This is a genomic window from Microbacterium pasadenense (genome assembly GCF_047246565.1).
Taxonomy (GTDB): domain Bacteria; phylum Actinomycetota; class Actinomycetes; order Actinomycetales; family Microbacteriaceae; genus Microbacterium.
Genome location: NZ_JBFOKN010000002.1, coordinates 703,201 through 720,520, shown reverse-complemented (window position 1 = coordinate 720,520; position 17,320 = coordinate 703,201). Strand labels below are relative to the sequence as shown.

The window sequence follows — 17,320 nt, the reverse complement described above, 5'->3', positions numbered from 1 at the left end:
CAGCTGCATACCGAATGAGTTCGCGGCTCCTCCGAGACCGGAGCGGCGCCGCCAGAGTTTCGCCAGACGGCGCGCGGAGCCGTCGGCTAGGAGTAAGCCAGTGATGGCCGACGACAACACCGAATCAGCAGCAGACACCCAGGATGAGGCTTCGAGCGGATCCGTCCCGGATCCGAGGTCCGACGGGGCGACCGAAGCGCCCGAGCGTGAGGCGTCCGTCGACACCTCCGCCCCTGACGCCCCTGACGCCCCTTCGGCTGACGCGGATGCGGCACCCGCGGCCGACGCGGCGACCGGCGACTCGCCGGCGGCCGAGCAGCCGGCGGAGCCCGAGCAGCCGGCCGAGCCTGAGCAGTCGGCGGAGCCCGAGCAGCCGGCCGAGCCCGAGCAGCCGGCCGAGCCCGAGCAGCCGGCCGCCGAGCAGTCGGCCGCCGGACAGCGGGCCGAGCCTGAGGGCTCCGACGCCGCGCAGCCGGCCGAGCCCGGGCAGCCGTCGAAGCCCGAGGACTCCGCCGTGGCCGGGGCTTCGACCGAGCCGGCCATCCCGACCGCCGTGAGCCTGGGCCTGCTGCCCGAGGAGTTCGTCTCGACGGTCTCCACGGCGCTGCACTTCTACGCTCCCGAGGTCACGCCGCTGCCGGCCCGCCCGGGCGACCGTGCCGACCGGAACGATCGCGACGACCGCGATGACTCGGACGACGCCGCATCCGAGTCCGGATCGAGCTCGCGCCGCCGCAACCGCCGCCGCGGCGGCAACGGCGAGCCTGCCGAGGAGCCGGCGCCGCGTCGCCGTGCCGTCGAGGTGATCACCGAGCCGCAGCGGATCAAGGGCTCGACGCGTCTCGAGGCGAAGAAGCAGCGCCGGCGTGACGGTCGCGAGGCCGGGCGCCGACGTCCCGTCGTCACCGAGGCCGAGTTCCTCGCGCGCCGCGAGTCCGTCGACCGCGACATGATCGTCCGCTCGAAGAGCGGCCGCATCCAGATCGCGGTCCTCGAGGACGACGTCCTCGTCGAGCACTACGTCGCCCGCAACCAGGATGCGTCGCTGATCGGCAACGTGTACCTCGGCCGGGTGCAGAACGTGCTCCCCAGCATGGAGGCCGCCTTCGTCGACATCGGCCGCGGCCGCAACGCCGTGCTGTACTCCGGCGAGGTCGACTGGGATGCCGTCGAGACCGGCAACCAGCCGCGCCGCATCGAACTGGCGCTCAAGAGCGGCGACCGCGTGCTCGTGCAGGTCACGAAGGACCCGGTCGGCCACAAGGGTGCGCGCCTCACGAGCCAGATCTCGCTCCCGGGCCGGTACCTCGTGTACGTGCCCGGCGGAGCCATGAACGGCATCTCCCGGAAGCTGCCCGACACCGAACGTGCGCGTCTGAAGAAGATCCTCAAGGAGGTGCTGCCCGAGTCCTCGGGCGTCATCGTCCGCACCGCGGCCGAAGGCGCGACCGAGGAGCAGCTGACGCGCGACGTCCAGCGCCTCACCGCGCAGTGGGAGCACATCAGCACGCAGACCGAGAGCGGCCAGGCGCCCGCGCTGCTGCACTCCGAGCCCGACCTGCTCGTCAAGATCGTCCGTGACGTCTTCAACGAGGACTTCACGAAGATGCTCATCCAGGGCGACGAGGCGTACCAGACGATCACGTCTTACCTGACGGGCGTCGCCCCCGACCTGCTCGAGCGCGTCGAGAAGTACGAGGGCGAGCGCGATCCGTTCGACGAGTTCCGCGTGACGGAGCAGATCGAGAAGGCGCTGGACCGCAAGGTGTGGCTGCCCTCGGGCGGTTCGCTCGTGATCGACCGCACCGAGGCCATGACCGTGGTCGACGTCAACACCGGGAAGTTCGTCGGCACCGGCGGAAACCTCGAGGAGACGGTCACCAAGAACAACCTCGAGGCGGCCGAGGAGATCGTGCGCCAGCTGCGACTGCGCGACATCGGCGGCATCATCGTGGTGGACTTCATCGACATGGTGCTCGAGTCCAACCGCGACCTCGTGCTGCGACGCCTCGTCGAATGCCTGAGCCGTGACCGCACGAAGCACCAGGTGGCCGAGGTCACCTCGCTCGGCCTCGTGCAGATGACCCGTAAGAAGCTCGGTCTCGGCCTGCTGGAGACCTTCAGCGAGGCGTGCGAGGTCTGCGCCGGACGCGGTGTCATCGTGCACCACGACCCCGTCGTGAAGCATCGTTCCGGCAACGGCGGCGCGGGCAACGGCGGCGGATCCTCCAACCGGCGCTCCCGTTCGGGTGGCGGCTCCGGTCCGTCCGCCGGCGGCTCCGGCGGGAACGCGGCCGGCCCGGCGACCGGCGGGACCCACGTCATCACCGAGGGCGTCAAGTCCGCGCTCGCGCAGATCGCCGCGTCCACCATTCAGGCCCAGGGCGAGGAGGCCGTCGACGAGGTCCCCGAGCCCGCTGCGGCTCCGGTGGAGCGCGCGGAGCGCCCCGAGCGGGCGAAGCGCCCGCGGAAGAAGAAGGCGGATGCCGCGCCCAAGAGCGACGCCGATCGGCTGCTGGACTCGGTCCTCGAGGCTCTTCCCGAGCCCAAGGCGCCCGGTCAGGGCCGGGCGCGCCGCCGGGTCAGCACGGCCGCGCTGACCGGCACTCCGGTCTCGACCACGCCCGACGAGGCCTGAGCCCCATCGTGCGCACCGCCATCACCGCCCGCGACGCTCGCGGGCGGTGATGCGCAGGCCCGAGGCGATGAGCCGGCGGGTGAGCTCGTGCGCGCTCACCGCGACCGCCCCGGCCGCGGTCAGGCGGGGAAGGGCGTCCTCGGGGACGTCGTAGTGGTCGCGGTCGAACGCGCGGCTCGGGATGCCGTGGGCGGCGGCGAAGGCGTGGAGTTCGCGCAGGTCGCTGTCCGAGACCATATGCGCCCACAGGCGACCGTGGGCGGGCCACATCGCGGGATCGACGAGGATGGCCATCCGCCGATCCTAACGGCGACCGCGGGACGCGGGCCGGGACGCGACGCGCGGAGGCGCGGCGCTTTTGCCTCGGAGCCGGTGATCGGGTATTCTGGTCCCTTGGTGCGTCACGTGTCGCAGGCCATTGCGACGCAGAGCCTGGCTTCCGCACCAAGACTTCCCAGTCTCCATAGACAACGGAGCCGTGCGCTCCACAGAAGAAACAAGGTGTGAAGTGGTTTACGCAGTTGTGCGCGCCGGCGGACGTCAGGAAAAGGTCGAAGTCGGCACCATCGTGGTGCTCGACCGCCAGAAGGCGCGGATCGGCGACGAGATCAAGCTCCCCGCAGTCCTGTTCGTCGACGGTGACACCGTGACGACCGATGCGGACAAGCTCGCGAAGGTCACGGTCACCGCCGAGGTCCTCCGCGAAGAGCGCGGCCCCAAGATCATCATCCAGAAGTTCAAGAACAAGACCGGTTACAAGAAGCGCCAGGGGCACCGTCAGGACCTCACGCGCGTCAAGATCACCGGCATCAAGTAAGCCAGGAGGCACGAGAGATGGCACACAAAAAGGGCGCAAGCTCCACCCGCAACGGTCGTGACTCCAACGCACAGCGCCTCGGCGTGAAGCGCTTCGGCGGCCAGAAGGTCCTCGCCGGCGAGATCATCGTCCGCCAGCGCGGCACCCACTTCCACCCCGGCGCCGGCGTCGGTCGTGGCGGTGACGACACGCTCTTCGCCCTCGAGGCGGGCGCCGTCGAGTTCGGCAAGAAGGGCGGCCGCAAGGTCGTCAACATCGTCGCACTGGCGGAGTAAGACACCGATTTCCACGATGAGGGGCGGGCTGCGGCCCGCCCCTCATCTGTTTCCACCGACAGGAGAACCGCATGGTGACGTTCGTCGACCGCGTGACGCTGCATCTGAGCGCGGGCAAGGGCGGCAACGGCTGCGTCTCCGTCCGGCGAGAGAAGTTCAAGCCCCTCGCAGGACCCGACGGTGGCAACGGAGGCAGCGGCGGCGACATCGTCCTCGTCGCCGACCCGCAGGTCACCACGCTCCTGTCGTACCACCACTCGCCGCACCGCTCCGCCGGGAACGGCGGCTTCGGCATGGGCGACCACCGCTCCGGCGCCGCGGGCGAGAGCCTCGAGCTGCCCGTCCCGGTCGGGACGGTCGTGAAGGACGAGGACGGCGAGACCCTCGCCGACCTGGCGACCCCCGGCATCCGTTTCGTCGTCGCGCCCGGCGGGCAGGGCGGTCTCGGCAACGCCGCCCTCGCCAACCCGAAGCGCAAGGCTCCCGGGTTCGCGCTGCTCGGCACGCCCGGATGGGAGGGCGACGTCCACCTCGAGCTGAAGACGGTGGCGGATGTCGCGCTCGTCGGCTTCCCGTCGGCGGGCAAGTCGAGCCTCATCGCCGCTGTCTCGGCCGCTCGTCCCAAGATCGCCGACTACCCGTTCACGACCCTCCACCCGAACCTCGGCGTCGTCCAGGCCGGCGAATCGCGGTTCACCGTGGCAGACGTGCCCGGGCTCATCGAAGGTGCCAGTGAGGGCCGGGGTCTCGGCCTCGAGTTCCTGCGGCACGTCGAGCGGTGCACGGCGCTCGTGCATGTGCTCGACTGCGCGACCCTCGAGCCGGGCCGCGACCCGATCAGCGACCTCGACGTGATCCTCGCCGAGCTCGCCGCCTACCCGGTGCCCGAGGGTCAGGTCCCGCTCCTCGAGCGGCCGCAGCTCGTCGCGCTGAACAAGCTCGACGTGCCCGAGGCCAAGGACCTCGCCGATCTCGTCCGACCCGAACTCGAAGCCCGGGGCTTCCGCGTGTTCGACATCTCGACGGTCAGCCGGGACGGTCTGCGTCAGCTGACCTACGCGCTCGCGGAGATCGTCGAGGAGCACCGCGCCGCACTTGCCGCCGCGCCGGCGCCCGAGCGCATCGTCATCCGGCCGCAGGGCTCCGAGAAGGAGTTCGAGATCCGCGTCGAGGGCGGCACCTACGGCAACGTCTACCGCATCCTGGGTGCGAAGCCGGTCCGCTGGGTGCAGCAGACCGACTTCCAGAACGAGGAGGCCGTCGGCTTCCTCGCCGACCGGCTCGAGAAGCTCGGCATCGAGAACGAGCTCTTCCGCCTCGGCGCCGAGTCCGGCTCGACGGTCGTCATCGGGCCCGGCGACGGGATCGTCTTCGACTGGCATCCGTCGCTCGGCTCGGCCGCCGAGCTGATGACCGCGCCCCGCGGCACGGATCCCCGACTCGACCTGAACCCGCGCCGGACCACGTCGCAGCGCCGCGAGCGCTATTACGAGCGCATGGACGCGAAGGCCGCGGCGCGTGCCGAGCTCGAGAACGAGCGACTCGCCGGCGGCGGCGGCGGGGCCACGTGGGAGGACGAGGACGAGTCGTGAGCGTGCAGGAACGCGCCGGCCTGCCCGGCGCCCGTCGGGTGGTCGTGAAGGTCGGTTCCTCCTCGATCAGCGGCGACAACGCCGAGAAGATCCAGCCGATCGTCGAGGCCCTCGCCGAAGCGCATGCCCGGGGCACCGAGGTCGTCCTGGTCTCGTCCGGCGCCATCGCCACCGGCATGCCGTTCCTGCTGCTCGACTCGCGTCCGAGCGACCTGGCGACGCAGCAGGCGGCGGCCGCGGTCGGCCAGAACGTGCTGATCTACCGCTACCAGGCAGCCCTGCGGCCCTTTGAGATCGTCGCGGGCCAGGTGCTGCTGACCGCGGGTGACCTCGAGAACCCGACGCACCGCTCGAACGCCCGCCGTGCGATGGAGCGTCTCCTCGGGCTGCGGATCCTGCCGATCGTCAACGAGAACGACACCGTCGCGACCCACGAGATCCGCTTCGGCGATAACGACCGGCTCGCCGCCCTCGTCGCGCAGCTGATCGGCGCGGACGCGCTGGTCCTGCTCAGCGACATCGAGAGCCTCTACACGCGTCCGCCGGATGAGCCGGGAGCGGAGCCGATCCACACCGTGGCCTACGGCGACGATCTCGCGGGCTTCGAGTTCGGGTCGGTGGTCGTCAACAGCGTCGGCACCGGGGGAGCGGCGACGAAGGTCTCCGCGGCCCGCCTCGCCTCGACGGCCGGCGTCGGCGTCCTCGTGACCAGTGCGGACCTGGTGGCCGAGGCGCTCCGCGGCGCCGACGTCGGCACGTGGTTCGTCCCCCACCCGTCACCCGTCACTCCGGTCGGCACCGCGCCGATCCGGGTCACGGCGGACTGAGCGGACCCGTCCGCCGCTCTAGACTGGCGGGATGACCACCGCCGTCGTGAGCGCACCGGAGCGGATGCAGCGGGCACGCGAGGCCTCCCGTTCGATCGGGTTGCTGACGGATGCCGCCAAGGCCGAGCTCCTCCGCGGGATCGCCGCCGCGATCGACGCCTCGGTGTCCGAGATCGTGACGGCGAATGCCGACGACCTCGCCCGCGGGAGGGACGGCGGCCTCTCGACCGGGCTCCTCGATCGACTGCGGCTGGACGAGGGACGCGTGCGTGCCCTGGCATCCGCCGTCCGCGATGTCGCCGGTCTCCCCGACCCGGTGGGTCGCGTGCTCGAGGAGCGGGTGCTCGACAACGGTCTGCGGCTGCAGAAGGTGTCCGTCCCGTTCGGGGTCATCGGCTCGATCTACGAGGCCCGGCCCAACGTGACCGTCGACATCGCGGCGCTCGCGCTGCGCTCGGGCAACGCCGTGGTCCTCCGCGGCGGGAGCGCCGCGCAGTCGTCGAATGCGGCGCTCATCGCGGTGATGCGTGGGGCGCTCTCGGCTGCGGGAGCCGACCCGGAGGCCATCCAGACCGTCGACGACTTCGGTCGCGACGGCGCCAAGGCGCTCATGCGGGCGCGCGGCCTCGTCGACGTGCTCGTGCCGCGCGGCAGCGCCCAGCTCATCGAGACGGTCGTGACGGAGTCCTCCGTGCCCGTCATCGAGACCGGCGCGGGTGTCGTCCACATCGTGCTCGACTCGTCCGCTCCGCTCGAGTGGGCGACCGACATCGCGGTGAACGCGAAGGTCCAGCGGCCGAGCGTCTGCAACTCGGTCGAGACGCTGCTCGTCGTGCGGGACGCGGCGGAGCGTCTGGTCCCGCCGGTCGTGGCGGCCCTGCAGCGGGAAGGGGTCACGGTGCACGGCGACGACGCGGTGGCGCGCCTGGCCGCCGACGTCGTCCCCACGACCGAGGCGGACTGGGCGACCGAGCACATGAGCCTCGACGTGTCCGTGCGGGTCGTCGAAGACCTCGACGAGGCGCTCGCGCACATCCGCACGTACTCCACCTCTCACACCGAGTCGATCATCACCACCGACGAGGCGCACGCCGAGCGCTTCCTGGCAGAGGTGGATTCGGCGGTGGTCATGGTCAACGCGTCGACCAGGTTCACCGACGGCGGCGAGTTCGGCTTCGGCGCCGAAGTCGGCATCTCGACCCAGAAGCTCCACGCGCGCGGTCCGATGGGGCTGCCGGAACTGACGACGACCAAGTGGCTCGCGCGGGGCGACGGGCAGATCCGCTCCTGACCGCCTAAACTGGACCTGCACCCGCACCCCGAAACGGAGCCCGAATGAACCTCGCGACGACCATCGCCCTCGCCGGAGCCGAGACCGAGCACCATGGCAACGTGATGGCTGAGACCTTCGTCTACGGCCTCGTCGCGTTCGTGGTGTTCATCGCCCTCGCCCTCGTCACCCTGTCGTACCGCAACGTCGCCAACCGCCACTCGCACAAGGCCGAGTCGTACGCGCAGAAGAACCCCGTGCAGCAGGCGGGTCACGGCCACCACTGAGGCCGCACCGTATGACTTCTCCGCGCATCGGCGTGATGGGCGGCACGTTCGATCCCATCCACCACGGTCACCTGGTCGCGGCCAGCGAGGTCGCGCAGTGGTTCGACCTCGACGAGGTCGTCTTCGTCCCGACCGGCGAGCCCTGGCACAAATCCGGCGTCTCCTCGGCGGAGCATCGGTACCTGATGACCGTCATCGCCACGGCATCCAACCCCATGTTCACGGTCAGCCGGGTCGACATCGATCGCAACGGCGCGACCTACACGATCGACACGCTCCGGGAACTGAAGGCGCAGCGACCGGACGCCGACCTGTTCTTCATCACCGGCGCGGATGCCATCGCTCAGATCCTCGGATGGCGTGACGTGCAGGAGCTGTGGGAACTCGCGCACTTCGTGGCCGTGTCGCGCCCCGGTCACACCCTCAGCGTGGCCGGGCTCCCGACGGAGGATGTCAGCGAGCTCGAGATCCCCGCCCTCTCCATCTCCTCGACTGATTGCCGGGACCGCGTGAACCGCGGACACCCGGTGTGGTACCTCGTCCCGGACGGCGTCGTCCAATACATTGCGAAGCACCACCTGTATCGGAGCAAGGCATGAGCACACCAGAACAGCCGGGCACGCCTCCGCTGACCCGGCGACAGCTGCGTGAACTGCGCAACACCGCTTCCACCCCGATCATCACGCCGGAGGACGCCTACGAGGCCGCCGCCGCGGCGGCCGCCGAGCGCGCGGCGTCCGACTCCGCCGGGGGAGACGACGCGCGGGAGCCGGCTGCCGCGGATTCTCCGCCCGCAGGCGCCAAGGACGATGCGGCCGAGGAGGCCGACGCTGCTCCCGAGGCCACCCTCGAGGGCGCCGACGAGTCCGACGGCGAGCCCGAGCCGGACGGATCGGCCGAGGATGCCCCGCAGGATGTCGAGCCGACTCCTCAGCCGCAGATCCCCGCCGCGGTCGACCTCGACGCGGCGCCGGTGTCGCGCCGGCAGGCGCGTCAGCAGGCGAAGCTCCGGACCGCCGCGATCGAGGTCATCCCGTCCGCCGATCAGGCGGCCGCCGACGCCGGTGACCCGGGCCTGGCGGCATCCGATGCCGGCGAGCCCCACGACGACGTCGCGGACGTTCACGTCGATGACGCCGATGTCCACGTCGATGACGCCGATGTCCACGTCGATGACGCTGACGTTCACGTCGATGGCGCGGAGGTTCACGAGGGTGACCCGGACGTTCACGTCGATGACGCGGATGCTCACGTCGATGACGCCGACGTCGACGAGGACGATCACCCCGTCCATGAGGACGCCCCTGCTCCCGGCGAGGTCGACGGCGACGTCGCGGGCGAGACGGATGCCGAGATGGCCGAAGACGCGGACGTCGTCTCCGAGGACGCGACGCCGTCGCCGTCGCCCGGCGCGGATGACGACCTCCCGCTCGTCCACGTCGTCTCCCCGGGCCTCGGCGCGCAGCTCCTCGCCGGCGAACCCGGTGAGATCGAACTGCCGCCGTCCTTCGACCACCTCCTGTCGCGGGGCGGCGCGGGCTCCTCGTCGGCGCCGAACGCGCTGATCCTGTCGCAGACCCCCGACACGGGCTCGCTGTCGGTGCCGATCCTCGGAACCGGCGAGCTCCTGATCACGGGCAGCTACGCGCTGCCGGAGACCTACGGATCGACGGGCACCCTGCCCGGCGCCCAGGACGGCAAGGATGTCGACGCCGCCCTCATCGACGGCGAGCTTCCGCCCGCTTCGTCGCCCACCCCGATCTCCGCCAGCGCGGCGATCAGCACGATCAAGAGTGCGGACGAGATCATCCGCCCCCCGGCTCCCGAAAAGGGCAGCCGCCTCATGATGACGCTGGCGATCACCGCCGGCGCCCTCGCCCTTGCCCTTGCGACGGTTCTGATTCTCGCCGTCGTGAATGGAGTGTTCTGATGGTTGCCACCGAACGTACGCACGAACTGGTGCAGATCGCCGCCGCCGCGGCCGACAGCAAGGGCGGTGAGGACTTCGTCGCGTTCGACGTCTCAGAGCCTTTGCCGCTCGTCGACGCCTTCCTCCTCGTGACCGGCAACAGCGAGCGCAACGTCGCCGCGATCGCCGATGAGATCGAGGACCGGATGCTGCAGGCGGGGCAGAAGCGTCTGCGCCGCGAGGGCCGTCAGGAGTCTCGGTGGATCCTGCTCGACTTCGGCGACCTGGTGGTGCACGTCTTCCACGCTGAAGAGCGTGTCTTCTACGGGCTCGAGCGGCTGTGGAAGGACTGCCCGATCGTCCCGGTGACCGTGCCCGAGCACACCTCGCACGAGTGACGATCGTCGGCCGTGTTCAGAGCACGGTCGAACATGTTGTAAGCTGGATGAGTTGCCGCGAGCGGTGACGGAGGGCCTGTGGCGCAGCTGGTAGCGCACCTGCATGGCATGCAGGGGGTCAGGGGTTCGAGTCCCCTCAGGTCCACCAAACACCCCCGTTCAGTCGGGGGTTTTTGCGTTTCCGGGTCGTGTCGGGGGAGCCCAGGAAGACGCGCGATGTCGTCGCCTGCCGCGTGTCCGTGACCGGTGACTTCAGGTGAGTCGGCGGGGGATGCCTCGCTTGCCCGCGCCGAGGTCACGGGGATCGAGATCAGGTCTCCTCGTCCTCCGGGGTCCGGTTGTCGTCGACGGTCCGGCGATCGGCATAGGGGGTGTTCCCGGCCGGCGCCGTGAAGACGTCCTCCGGCGCGCGGGAGTCTGCATCATCGGGAGCACCCTCGGGCGCGGGCGGCAGGTGATCCTGCTCGCCGGCCACGAGTCGCTCCAGGTCGTGGTCGTGGTCGTGGTCGGAGGGCTCGTTCTCGGTGCTCATGTCTCAGCCTTTCGTGTTCGTCCCGTCCGCCCGAGTATGCCTGGTCCGGAACGTGGCGGCAGGCTCTGCCCTTCGCGGCATCCGGTGTGTACCCTCGCCGCAGGGCTCTGCTCGAGAGCCGGGATGGAGCAGGAGATGAAATTCTTCCAGAGACTCGGCCGGTCGCTCATGCTCCCGGTCGCCGTCCTGCCGGTCGCCGCGATCCTGTCCGGCATCGGCTATTGGATCAGGTCCGCGAACGGCGGCGACGACAACGTCGGGTCGGCGTTCCTCACGGCCGCGGGCGGTGCGCTGCTGGACAACCTGGCGCTCCTGTTCGCGGTGGGTGTGTCGATCGGCATGGCGAGGAAATCCGACGGGACGTCCGCACTGGCGGGCCTGGTGTCATGGCTGACGGTCACGACCATGCTCAGTCCGGCGACGATGTCGGCCTTGACGGGCACCGCCGTCGAGGATGTCGACGCGGCGTTCACGAACGTCGAGAACGTGTTCGTCGGCATCGTCTCCGGACTGATCGGCGCGTGGTGCTACAACCGCTTCAAGGACACGAAGCTGCCCGACGCGCTCTCGTTCTTCTCCGGCAAGCGATCGGTCGCGATCGTGACCGCCGGCGTCTCCCTCGTGTTCGCGCTGGTGCTCATGTTCGTGTGGCCGCTCGTCTACGGCGGACTCGTGACGTTCGGCGAGTGGATCGTCACCCTCGGGCCGGTCGGCGCCGGCCTCTACGGCTTCTTCAACCGCCTGCTCATCCCGCTGGGACTCCACCACGCGCTGAACTCGGTGTTCTGGTTCGACGTCGCCGGGATCAACGACCTCAACAACTTCCTCCAGGGATCGGAGGGCGACGGCGTTTACGGCGTGACCGGACAGTACATGACCGGATTCTTCCCCGTGATGATGTTCGGGCTGCCGGGTGCCGCCCTCGCCATGTACGTGACGGCGAAGACCCGCCGCCGCAAGGTCGTGGCCGGCATCCTCCTCTCCGGAGCCGTGTCGTCGTTCTTCGTCGGCGTCACCGAGCCCCTCGAGTTCGCGTTTATGTTCCTCGCTCCGTGGCTCTACCTCGTCCACGCCGTCTTCATGGGCATCTCGCTCTTCGTCTCGGCACTGCTGCCGGTGCGCATGGGCTTCGGATTCTCCGGCGGGTTCATCGACCTTGTCCTCGGCTGGGTCAATCCGATGGCCCAGAATCCGTGGCTCATCCTCGTGATGGGCGTCTTCTGGTTCGCCGTGTACTTCGTCGTGTTCCGCTGGATCATCCGGCGGTTCGACCTCAAGACGCCCGGACGGGAGGACGAGGACGTGCTCGACGAGGACGCAGCGGATGCCGCACCCCGCAGCGACTACCACGCGACCGCGGAGCGCTTCGTCGCGGCGCTGGGAGGCGGCGACAACATCGTCGAACTCGACAACTGCGCGACACGTCTCCGGATGGAGGTCGCCGACGTCTCGCAGGTCGACGACAAGGCTCTCGCCCGTGCGGGAGCGGCCGGCACCATCAAGCCGGGCGGCACCTCCGTCCAGGTCGTCTACGGGCTGAACGTCCAGTTCGTGAAGGATGCGATGGAGGACGTGATGCAGGGGCGCGCGCCGGCGGCTCCGGACACCACCCCGGCGGCTGCCGTCGTCACCGCCACGCAGGCGCCCGCGGTGGTGCGCATCGCGGCGCCGGTCGCCGGTCGTGTCGTCCGCCTGTCGGAGGTTCCCGACGAGATGTTCTCGGACGGGACGATGGGTCCGGGCATCGCGATCGAGCCGGCTGACGACATGGTCGCCGCGCCGGCGGACGGGATCGTCGAGAGCGTCTTCCCGACGGGGCACGCCGTGGGACTGCGCCTGGACGACGGCGCCGAGCTGCTGATCCACATCGGCATCGACACGGTCTCGATGAAGGGCGACGGCTTCACGACCCTCGTCCAGGCGGGGCAGCGGGTGAAGACCGGCGACCCGCTCGTCCGGTTCGATCGGGCGCGCATCCGGGATGCCGGTCACCCGACGATCACGCCGGTGGTCGTCCTCAACAACCCGGCGTCGCGCATCGAGCTGATCTGACGCCCGGGCTCAGCCGATGAGTGCGAGCAGGGTGCTCCGGATCGGCTGGGCCCGTGCCGTGAACCCCCGCTGCGCGGCGACGTAGGCGGCCTTGCCGGCGGGGGTCTCGACTTCCACCGGCTCGTAGCCCCAGTCGCGCAGGTCGTAGGGCGAGGCGCGCATGTCGAGCTCTCGGATGTCGCGCGCCAGGGTGAAGGCGTCCAGCAGGACGTCGCCGGGGACGAGCGGTCCGAGCTTCACCGCCCACTTGTAGAGGTCCATGCCGGCGTGCAGGCAGCCGGGCTGCTCCATCGCCGCCTGCGTGTCGCGGGTCGGCGCGAACCGGTTGCGGGGAACCGCGTCGGGGGTGAAGAAGCGGAACGCGTCGATGTGGGTGCAGCGGACGTCGTGGGCCTCGACGACCGCATCGGTGCCCGCGGGGCCCAGGCGCAGCGGCACCGGATGCCGTGTTTCGCGGTCGCGGTAGACCATCGCCCACTCGTGCATCCCGAAGCAGCCGTACGAGCCGGCACGACCGAGCGTGCTCGAGAGGATGCCGCGGATGGCCCGCACCAGCGGCTCCTTCTCGGCCAGGAACGCGGCGGCGTCGGCGATGACCGCATCGCCCTCGACCCGGTACCAGCGCCATCGCGCGTGCGGCGCGTCCGCGGCATCCGTCATCGCCACGTCCCGCCCCGGGTGCCACCGTCGGAGCAGGCTCGGCTTGTACGAGTAGTAGGTGTACAGGAAGTCGTCCACCGGGTGTGTCCGACCCCGCGAGACGCGAGCGCGCCGACCCGCGGTCAGCGCGTCGGCACGGTCCTCGTGCGCCCGCATCCGGTCGGTCCAGCCGGACCGGGGGAGGACGAGCGGAGCGGTCGGAGTCACTCCCCGAGGATAGTCCGGCGAGCTCGGACCGGACCCGGGATCAGACCGGCGCGATGAGGTCCGGGGAGTCGTTGCGGACGTTGCCGACGGCCGGGGACACCCGGTGATCGGTCAGGCCTGAGACGACCTCGGGGGCCGCATCCACCGCGGCGTCGAGGAGATCGCCGACGTTGTCCACGTCGGTGTCGAGCCAGGCGTCGGCGAAATCCGCGTCCACGAAGAGCGGCATCCGGTCATGGATGGAACCGAGCGGGGCGACCGCGTCACGGGTGAGGATCGTGAACGACAGCAGCCACTTCGAGGGATCCTCCTCGGCCTTCTGCGGGTCCTTCCACCACTCGTAGAGTCCCGCGAACAGCAGCGGTGAGCCGTCGGCGGGGGAGATGAAGTAGGGCACCTTGCCCTCGTCGGTCGTCGCCCACTCGTAGTAGCCGGTGGCGGGCACGATCGCGCGGCGCTTGATGAGCGCCTGACGGAACATCGGCTTGTCCTCGAGCTCCTCGGAGCGGGCGTTGAACGCCTTCACCCCGATCTTCGGATCCTTCGCCCAGCCGGGGATGAGCCCCCACCGGGCGGACTCGAGGCGCCGCGTGGGCGGGTCGGTCTTCACCGAGTCGAGCACGATGCCCACCCGGGCTGTGGGCGCGACGTTGTAGGAGGGCGAGGGGAGATCCTCGCCCTCGACGTCGACGCGCAGGACACCGACGAGCTCAGACGCGACATTCGCGACGACGAACCGACCGCACATGCTGTCAGCCTACGAGGAGGGAGGGACATCGCGGACGACATCCACATCGGTGAGACGCTCGAGCAGCTCGGACCCGTCGTCGCCGGTGACCCACGGGACGCCGGCGGCGGTGTGATCGTCCACGGCCGTGCGGCCACCGGCCAGGACGGCCTCCGCGGGGGAGAGTCGGCGGATCGCGACGGCGGCGACCTGCTCGGGATGCTCGGCGGTGAACGCCGTGTAGATCTGGTCGTCGTGCTGACCGTCGTCGCCGACGAGGAGCCAGCGGATGCCGGGGAACTCGTCGGCCAGCCGGCGGAGGTTGGCCGCCTTGTGAGCCTTCCCGCTCCGGAACCAGCGGTCGTGCGTCGGACCCCAATCGGTGAGGAGCATCGCGCCGGAGGGGAAGAGGTGGCGACGCTGGAAGCGCACCAGCGTGGGCGCGACGTTCCACGCGCCCGTGGAGAGGTAGAGGATCGGCGAGCCCGGGTTGTCCCGGATCAGGCGCTCGAGCAGGACGGCCATCCCGGGAACCGGCTGACGGGCGTGCTCGTTGAGGACGAACGAGTTCCACGCGGCAAGCAGCGGGCGGGGGAGCGCGGTGACCATGACGGTGTCGTCGATGTCGGACACGACACCGAACCGCACGTCCCGCCCGACGATGAACACGCGCGCCTCGACGGGGTCCGATCCTTCGACGCTCATCGTGATGGTCTGCCACCCGGCGGGGAGGGAGGCGGGCAGCACGATGTCGATGACACCGCCGCCGTCCGCCGCGACGTCGTGGCTCGTGCCGGCGATCGTGACCGTGACGTCGGCGTGGGCGATGGGGACCGACGCGAAGCTGCGCCATCCGCGCACACCCGCGTAATCGCCCCGTTCCCGCCGCTTCGTCTTCGGCGGGATCAGTACCCGGCCCAGCACGCGTACCCACTCGGTGCTCCCGTAGCCGGGGAACGCCGCGACGGTGGGGCGCTGCCCGCGCCCGCGCGCGCGCTTCGCTCGCCAGGCGTGGAAGCGGTACTCCAGACGCGCGAGCCAGAGGATCTCGGCGGTGGCCTGGTCGGATGCGGGGGGAGAAGTCATCGGTCCCAGTCTTTCACGGGCTGCCCGTCGGCGTCCGAGTCGACGCCGGCATCCGTGTCGGGACGCAGGTGACGCGCCTCGCGCGCCGAGATGACCCGCTTGACCACATAGGCGAGCACCAGGAACGCCGCGATGGCGCCGACGAAGAGGTATCCCGCGAAATGCAGGCTGTCGGCCAGCTCGCGGTACCCGCCCGCCGCGGCTGCGGCGACGGAGACGTAGGCGATCGACCAGACGGCGCACGCGGGCGCCGTCCACAGCAGGAACCGCCGGTAGGCGAATCCGCTCATCCCGACGGTGAGGGGCACCAGGGAGTGCAGCACGGGAAGGAAGCGCGACAGGAAGATCGCGAGGCCGCCGCGACGCCGCAGGTAGAGCTCGGCCCGGATCCAATTGCTCTCGCGGATGAGACGGCCGAAGCGGGAGAACCGGATGCGGGGTCCCAGCCACCTCCCCAGCCAGAAGCCGATGCTCTCGCCGATCAGCGCGCCGATCAGCACGGCGGTGATGAGGAGCGCCGCTTCGCCGACGCCCGAGACGGCCGTCCCCGCGACGATCACGATCGTGTCGCCGGGCACCACGAGACCGACGAGCACGCTCGTCTCCAGCATGATCGCGACACCTGCCACGAGGGTCCGCACGAGGGGGTCGACGTCCTGGACGGTGTCGAGCAGCCAGGTGAGGAACTCGTTCACTCCTTCAGGGTAGGCGGATCCGCACCGGTCTAACCTGGGGGAATGTCGAGCCCCCTCAGCACCGCCGTGCTGCCGGGCTGGTGCGACCCCGCCGAGATGTACGTGGCGGGCCCCGGACGGGACGGGGATTCGTTCTGGCTGGACGCCGGTCCCGAGGCCGTCAGCGGGTGGAGCTGGGTCGGGACCGGCGTGCCCGCGGGATCGCCTCGCGGCATCGTGTGCGACGACGACCGGGCGGACCACCCGGCCGGCGCCGCCGGGCCGTTCCGCGGCGGATGGATCGGCTGGGCGGGGTACGACGCCGGCGCGGAGCGGGCGGGCGCGCCCGCCTCCCACGAGCAGGGACCGCCCGAGCGATGGCTGCGCGTGGACCGCTTCCTCGCGTTCGATCACGCCGAGCGCCGCGTCATCGTCGTCGCACCGGCGGACGAGCTCGGTCACGCCGTCGCAGCCGCGGAGCGCTGGCGCGCCGCGGCGCGGCCGGTCGTGGCGACGGATGCCGAACCCGTCGCGGTGCGCGGCCGCCACGACCCCGCCGCCTACGCGCGGCTCATCGGGCGATGCCGGGACGAGATCCGCGAGGGCCGGGCCTATCAGCTGTGCCTGACGACGCGATTCGAGACGGCGGCATCCGTCGACCCGGTCCAGGCGTACCTGCGGCTGCGCGAGGCGACTCCGTCGCACCACGGCGGGATGATCCGGATCGGCGACACCGCGCTCCTCAGTGCCACGCCGGAGCGGTTCCTCGAGGTCTCCCGGGGCGTAGTCCGCACCCGGCCCATCAAGGGGACCCGTCCGCGCGGTGCCGATCCGGCGACGGATGCGGCGCTCGCCGCCGAGCTGCGCGCGAGCGAGAAGGAGCAGGCCGAGAACGTGATGATCGTCGACCTGATGCGCAACGACCTGCAGCGGGTGTGCCTGCCCGGGTCGGTGGCCGCCGAGCGGCTGCTCGACGTGGAGTCCTACCCCGCGGTGCACCAGCTCGTGAGCACGGTCGCGGGTCGTCTGCTCCCGCGCGTGACGATGGGCGCGCTGTGGGATGCCGCGTTCCCGGCCGGGAGCATGACGGGCGCGCCGAAGCTCTCCGCGATGCAGATCCTGCACCGACTCGAAGAAGGGCCGCGCGGTGTCTTCGCCGGGTGCTTCGGATGGGTCGGCACCGATGGCGCCGCCGACCTCGCGATGGTCATCCGGTCGATCGTCGTGCATCCGGACGGCGCCTACGTTGGCGCGGGCGGCGGCATCACGTGGGGCTCCGTCGCCGCCGACGAGGTCGCCGAAGTGGGCGTCAAGGCGCGCGGCCCGCTCGCCGCCCTGGGCGCCGCGCTGCCGCCGGGCTGGTGAAAGC

Annotated in this window: 18 protein-coding genes and 1 tRNA gene; 13 read left to right on the top strand and 6 right to left on the bottom strand. The window is 70.7% G+C overall.

Features of this window, described 5'->3' with window-relative positions; all coding sequences use genetic code 11:
- Nucleotides 1–103: 103 nt before the first annotated feature.
- Nucleotides 104–2,638, top strand: a complete 2,535-nt coding sequence (locus AB3M83_RS09625) for an Rne/Rng family ribonuclease (protein ID WP_412947476.1) — start codon at nucleotides 104–106, stop codon at nucleotides 2,636–2,638.
- A 21-nt stretch (nucleotides 2,639–2,659) separates the two neighbouring features.
- Here the strand turns inward: AB3M83_RS09625 and AB3M83_RS09620 are convergent, their stop codons facing one another.
- A complete protein-coding gene (locus AB3M83_RS09620) occupies nucleotides 2,660–2,932 on the bottom strand; it encodes a DUF4031 domain-containing protein (RefSeq protein ID WP_412947474.1) in 273 nt (90 codons plus the stop codon).
- 214 nt (nucleotides 2,933–3,146) lie between these two features.
- On the opposite strand from AB3M83_RS09620, the gene rplU reads away from it, so the two are divergent.
- From rplU to AB3M83_RS09570, 10 genes are all read left to right on the top strand, one after another.
- A complete protein-coding gene (rplU, locus tag AB3M83_RS09615; RefSeq protein WP_412947471.1) occupies nucleotides 3,147–3,455 on the top strand; it encodes a 50S ribosomal protein L21 in 309 nt (102 codons plus the stop codon).
- 17 nt (nucleotides 3,456–3,472) lie between these two features.
- Nucleotides 3,473–3,730, top strand: a complete 258-nt coding sequence (gene rpmA, locus AB3M83_RS09610; protein WP_412947468.1) for a 50S ribosomal protein L27 — start codon at nucleotides 3,473–3,475, stop codon at nucleotides 3,728–3,730.
- A gap of 71 nt (nucleotides 3,731–3,801) precedes the next feature.
- Nucleotides 3,802–5,322 (top strand): GTPase ObgE, encoded by a 1,521-nt coding sequence (gene obgE / locus AB3M83_RS09605; RefSeq protein WP_412947465.1) that lies wholly within the window; start codon nucleotides 3,802–3,804, stop codon nucleotides 5,320–5,322.
- A complete protein-coding gene (proB, locus tag AB3M83_RS09600; RefSeq protein WP_412947463.1) occupies nucleotides 5,319–6,149 on the top strand; it encodes a glutamate 5-kinase in 831 nt (276 codons plus the stop codon). Before obgE ends, proB begins: the two co-directional genes overlap by 4 nt.
- A gap of 31 nt (nucleotides 6,150–6,180) precedes the next feature.
- Nucleotides 6,181–7,440, top strand: coding sequence for a glutamate-5-semialdehyde dehydrogenase (locus AB3M83_RS09595; RefSeq protein ID WP_412947461.1), 1,260 nt, complete (start codon nucleotides 6,181–6,183; stop codon nucleotides 7,438–7,440).
- 44 nt (nucleotides 7,441–7,484) lie between these two features.
- Nucleotides 7,485–7,706, top strand: a complete 222-nt coding sequence (locus tag AB3M83_RS09590) for a hypothetical protein (protein WP_412947459.1) — start codon at nucleotides 7,485–7,487, stop codon at nucleotides 7,704–7,706.
- 11 nt (nucleotides 7,707–7,717) lie between these two features.
- A complete protein-coding gene (gene nadD / locus AB3M83_RS09585) occupies nucleotides 7,718–8,305 on the top strand; it encodes a nicotinate-nucleotide adenylyltransferase (protein ID WP_412947457.1) in 588 nt (195 codons plus the stop codon).
- A complete protein-coding gene (locus AB3M83_RS09580) occupies nucleotides 8,302–9,636 on the top strand; it encodes a hypothetical protein (protein ID WP_412947455.1) in 1,335 nt (444 codons plus the stop codon). Before nadD ends, AB3M83_RS09580 begins: the two co-directional genes overlap by 4 nt.
- Entirely contained in the window at nucleotides 9,636–10,013 is a 378-nt protein-coding gene (rsfS, locus tag AB3M83_RS09575) for a ribosome silencing factor (RefSeq protein ID WP_412947453.1), read from the top strand. Before AB3M83_RS09580 ends, rsfS begins: the two co-directional genes overlap by 1 nt.
- Nucleotides 10,014–10,085: 72 nt before the next feature.
- A tRNA-Ala gene (locus AB3M83_RS09570) sits at nucleotides 10,086–10,161 on the top strand.
- 162 nt (nucleotides 10,162–10,323) lie between these two features.
- On the opposite strand, the gene AB3M83_RS09565 is transcribed toward AB3M83_RS09570, so the two are convergent.
- The gene (locus tag AB3M83_RS09565) at nucleotides 10,324–10,545 is read right to left on the bottom strand and encodes a hypothetical protein (protein ID WP_412947450.1); all 222 of its coding nucleotides are present in this window, start codon (nucleotides 10,543–10,545) and stop codon (nucleotides 10,324–10,326) included.
- A 135-nt stretch (nucleotides 10,546–10,680) separates the two neighbouring features.
- Between AB3M83_RS09565 and nagE the strand changes: the two genes are divergently transcribed.
- On the top strand, nucleotides 10,681–12,597 hold the full coding sequence (nagE, locus tag AB3M83_RS09560) for an N-acetylglucosamine-specific PTS transporter subunit IIBC (RefSeq protein ID WP_412947447.1): 1,917 nt from the start codon (nucleotides 10,681–10,683) through the stop codon (nucleotides 12,595–12,597).
- Nucleotides 12,598–12,606: 9 nt separating this feature from the next.
- Here the strand turns inward: nagE and AB3M83_RS09555 are convergent, their stop codons facing one another.
- From AB3M83_RS09555 to AB3M83_RS09540, 4 genes are all read right to left on the bottom strand, one after another.
- On the bottom strand, nucleotides 12,607–13,413 hold the full coding sequence (locus tag AB3M83_RS09555; protein ID WP_412947865.1) for a 3-methyladenine DNA glycosylase: 807 nt from the start codon (nucleotides 13,411–13,413) through the stop codon (nucleotides 12,607–12,609).
- A 91-nt stretch (nucleotides 13,414–13,504) separates the two neighbouring features.
- The gene (locus AB3M83_RS09550; protein WP_412947444.1) at nucleotides 13,505–14,212 is read right to left on the bottom strand and encodes an SOS response-associated peptidase; all 708 of its coding nucleotides are present in this window, start codon (nucleotides 14,210–14,212) and stop codon (nucleotides 13,505–13,507) included.
- A 9-nt stretch (nucleotides 14,213–14,221) separates the two neighbouring features.
- Nucleotides 14,222–15,277, bottom strand: a complete 1,056-nt coding sequence (locus AB3M83_RS09545) for an App1 family protein phosphatidate phosphatase (RefSeq protein ID WP_412947442.1) — start codon at nucleotides 15,275–15,277, stop codon at nucleotides 14,222–14,224.
- Nucleotides 15,274–15,972 (bottom strand): DedA family protein, encoded by a 699-nt coding sequence (locus tag AB3M83_RS09540; protein WP_412947440.1) that lies wholly within the window; start codon nucleotides 15,970–15,972, stop codon nucleotides 15,274–15,276. Before AB3M83_RS09540 ends, AB3M83_RS09545 begins: the two co-directional genes overlap by 4 nt.
- 42 nt (nucleotides 15,973–16,014) lie before the next feature.
- Between AB3M83_RS09540 and AB3M83_RS09535 the strand changes: the two genes are divergently transcribed.
- Nucleotides 16,015–17,316, top strand: a complete 1,302-nt coding sequence (locus AB3M83_RS09535) for an anthranilate synthase component I family protein (protein WP_412947438.1) — start codon at nucleotides 16,015–16,017, stop codon at nucleotides 17,314–17,316.
- The last annotated feature ends 4 nt before the right edge of the window (nucleotides 17,317–17,320 follow it).

What these genes read in the sequence shown, in the direction of transcription:
- AB3M83_RS09550 (WP_412947444.1), bottom strand. Translation starts at nt 14,212, where the DNA reads ATGTGCGGTCGGTTCGTCGTCGCGAATGTCGCGTCTGAGCTCGTCGGT.
- AB3M83_RS09620 (WP_412947474.1), bottom strand. Translation starts at nt 2,932, where the DNA reads ATGGCCATCCTCGTCGATCCCGCGATGTGGCCCGCCCACGGTCGCCTG.
- AB3M83_RS09595 (WP_412947461.1), top strand. Translation starts at nt 6,181, where the DNA reads ATGACCACCGCCGTCGTGAGCGCACCGGAGCGGATGCAGCGGGCACGC.
- AB3M83_RS09590 (WP_412947459.1), top strand. Translation starts at nt 7,485, where the DNA reads ATGAACCTCGCGACGACCATCGCCCTCGCCGGAGCCGAGACCGAGCAC.
- rsfS (WP_412947453.1), top strand. Translation starts at nt 9,636, where the DNA reads ATGGTTGCCACCGAACGTACGCACGAACTGGTGCAGATCGCCGCCGCC.
- AB3M83_RS09555 (WP_412947865.1), bottom strand. Translation starts at nt 13,413, where the DNA reads ATGCGGGCGCACGAGGACCGTGCCGACGCGCTGACCGCGGGTCGGCGC.
- AB3M83_RS09625 (WP_412947476.1), top strand. Translation starts at nt 104, where the DNA reads ATGGCCGACGACAACACCGAATCAGCAGCAGACACCCAGGATGAGGCT.
- AB3M83_RS09535 (WP_412947438.1), top strand. Translation starts at nt 16,015, where the DNA reads ATGTCGAGCCCCCTCAGCACCGCCGTGCTGCCGGGCTGGTGCGACCCC.
- nadD (WP_412947457.1), top strand. Translation starts at nt 7,718, where the DNA reads ATGACTTCTCCGCGCATCGGCGTGATGGGCGGCACGTTCGATCCCATC.
- AB3M83_RS09545 (WP_412947442.1), bottom strand. Translation starts at nt 15,277, where the DNA reads ATGACTTCTCCCCCCGCATCCGACCAGGCCACCGCCGAGATCCTCTGG.
- AB3M83_RS09565 (WP_412947450.1), bottom strand. Translation starts at nt 10,545, where the DNA reads ATGAGCACCGAGAACGAGCCCTCCGACCACGACCACGACCACGACCTG.
- obgE (WP_412947465.1), top strand. Translation starts at nt 3,802, where the DNA reads ATGGTGACGTTCGTCGACCGCGTGACGCTGCATCTGAGCGCGGGCAAG.
- rpmA (WP_412947468.1), top strand. Translation starts at nt 3,473, where the DNA reads ATGGCACACAAAAAGGGCGCAAGCTCCACCCGCAACGGTCGTGACTCC.
- nagE (WP_412947447.1), top strand. Translation starts at nt 10,681, where the DNA reads ATGAAATTCTTCCAGAGACTCGGCCGGTCGCTCATGCTCCCGGTCGCC.
- AB3M83_RS09580 (WP_412947455.1), top strand. Translation starts at nt 8,302, where the DNA reads ATGAGCACACCAGAACAGCCGGGCACGCCTCCGCTGACCCGGCGACAG.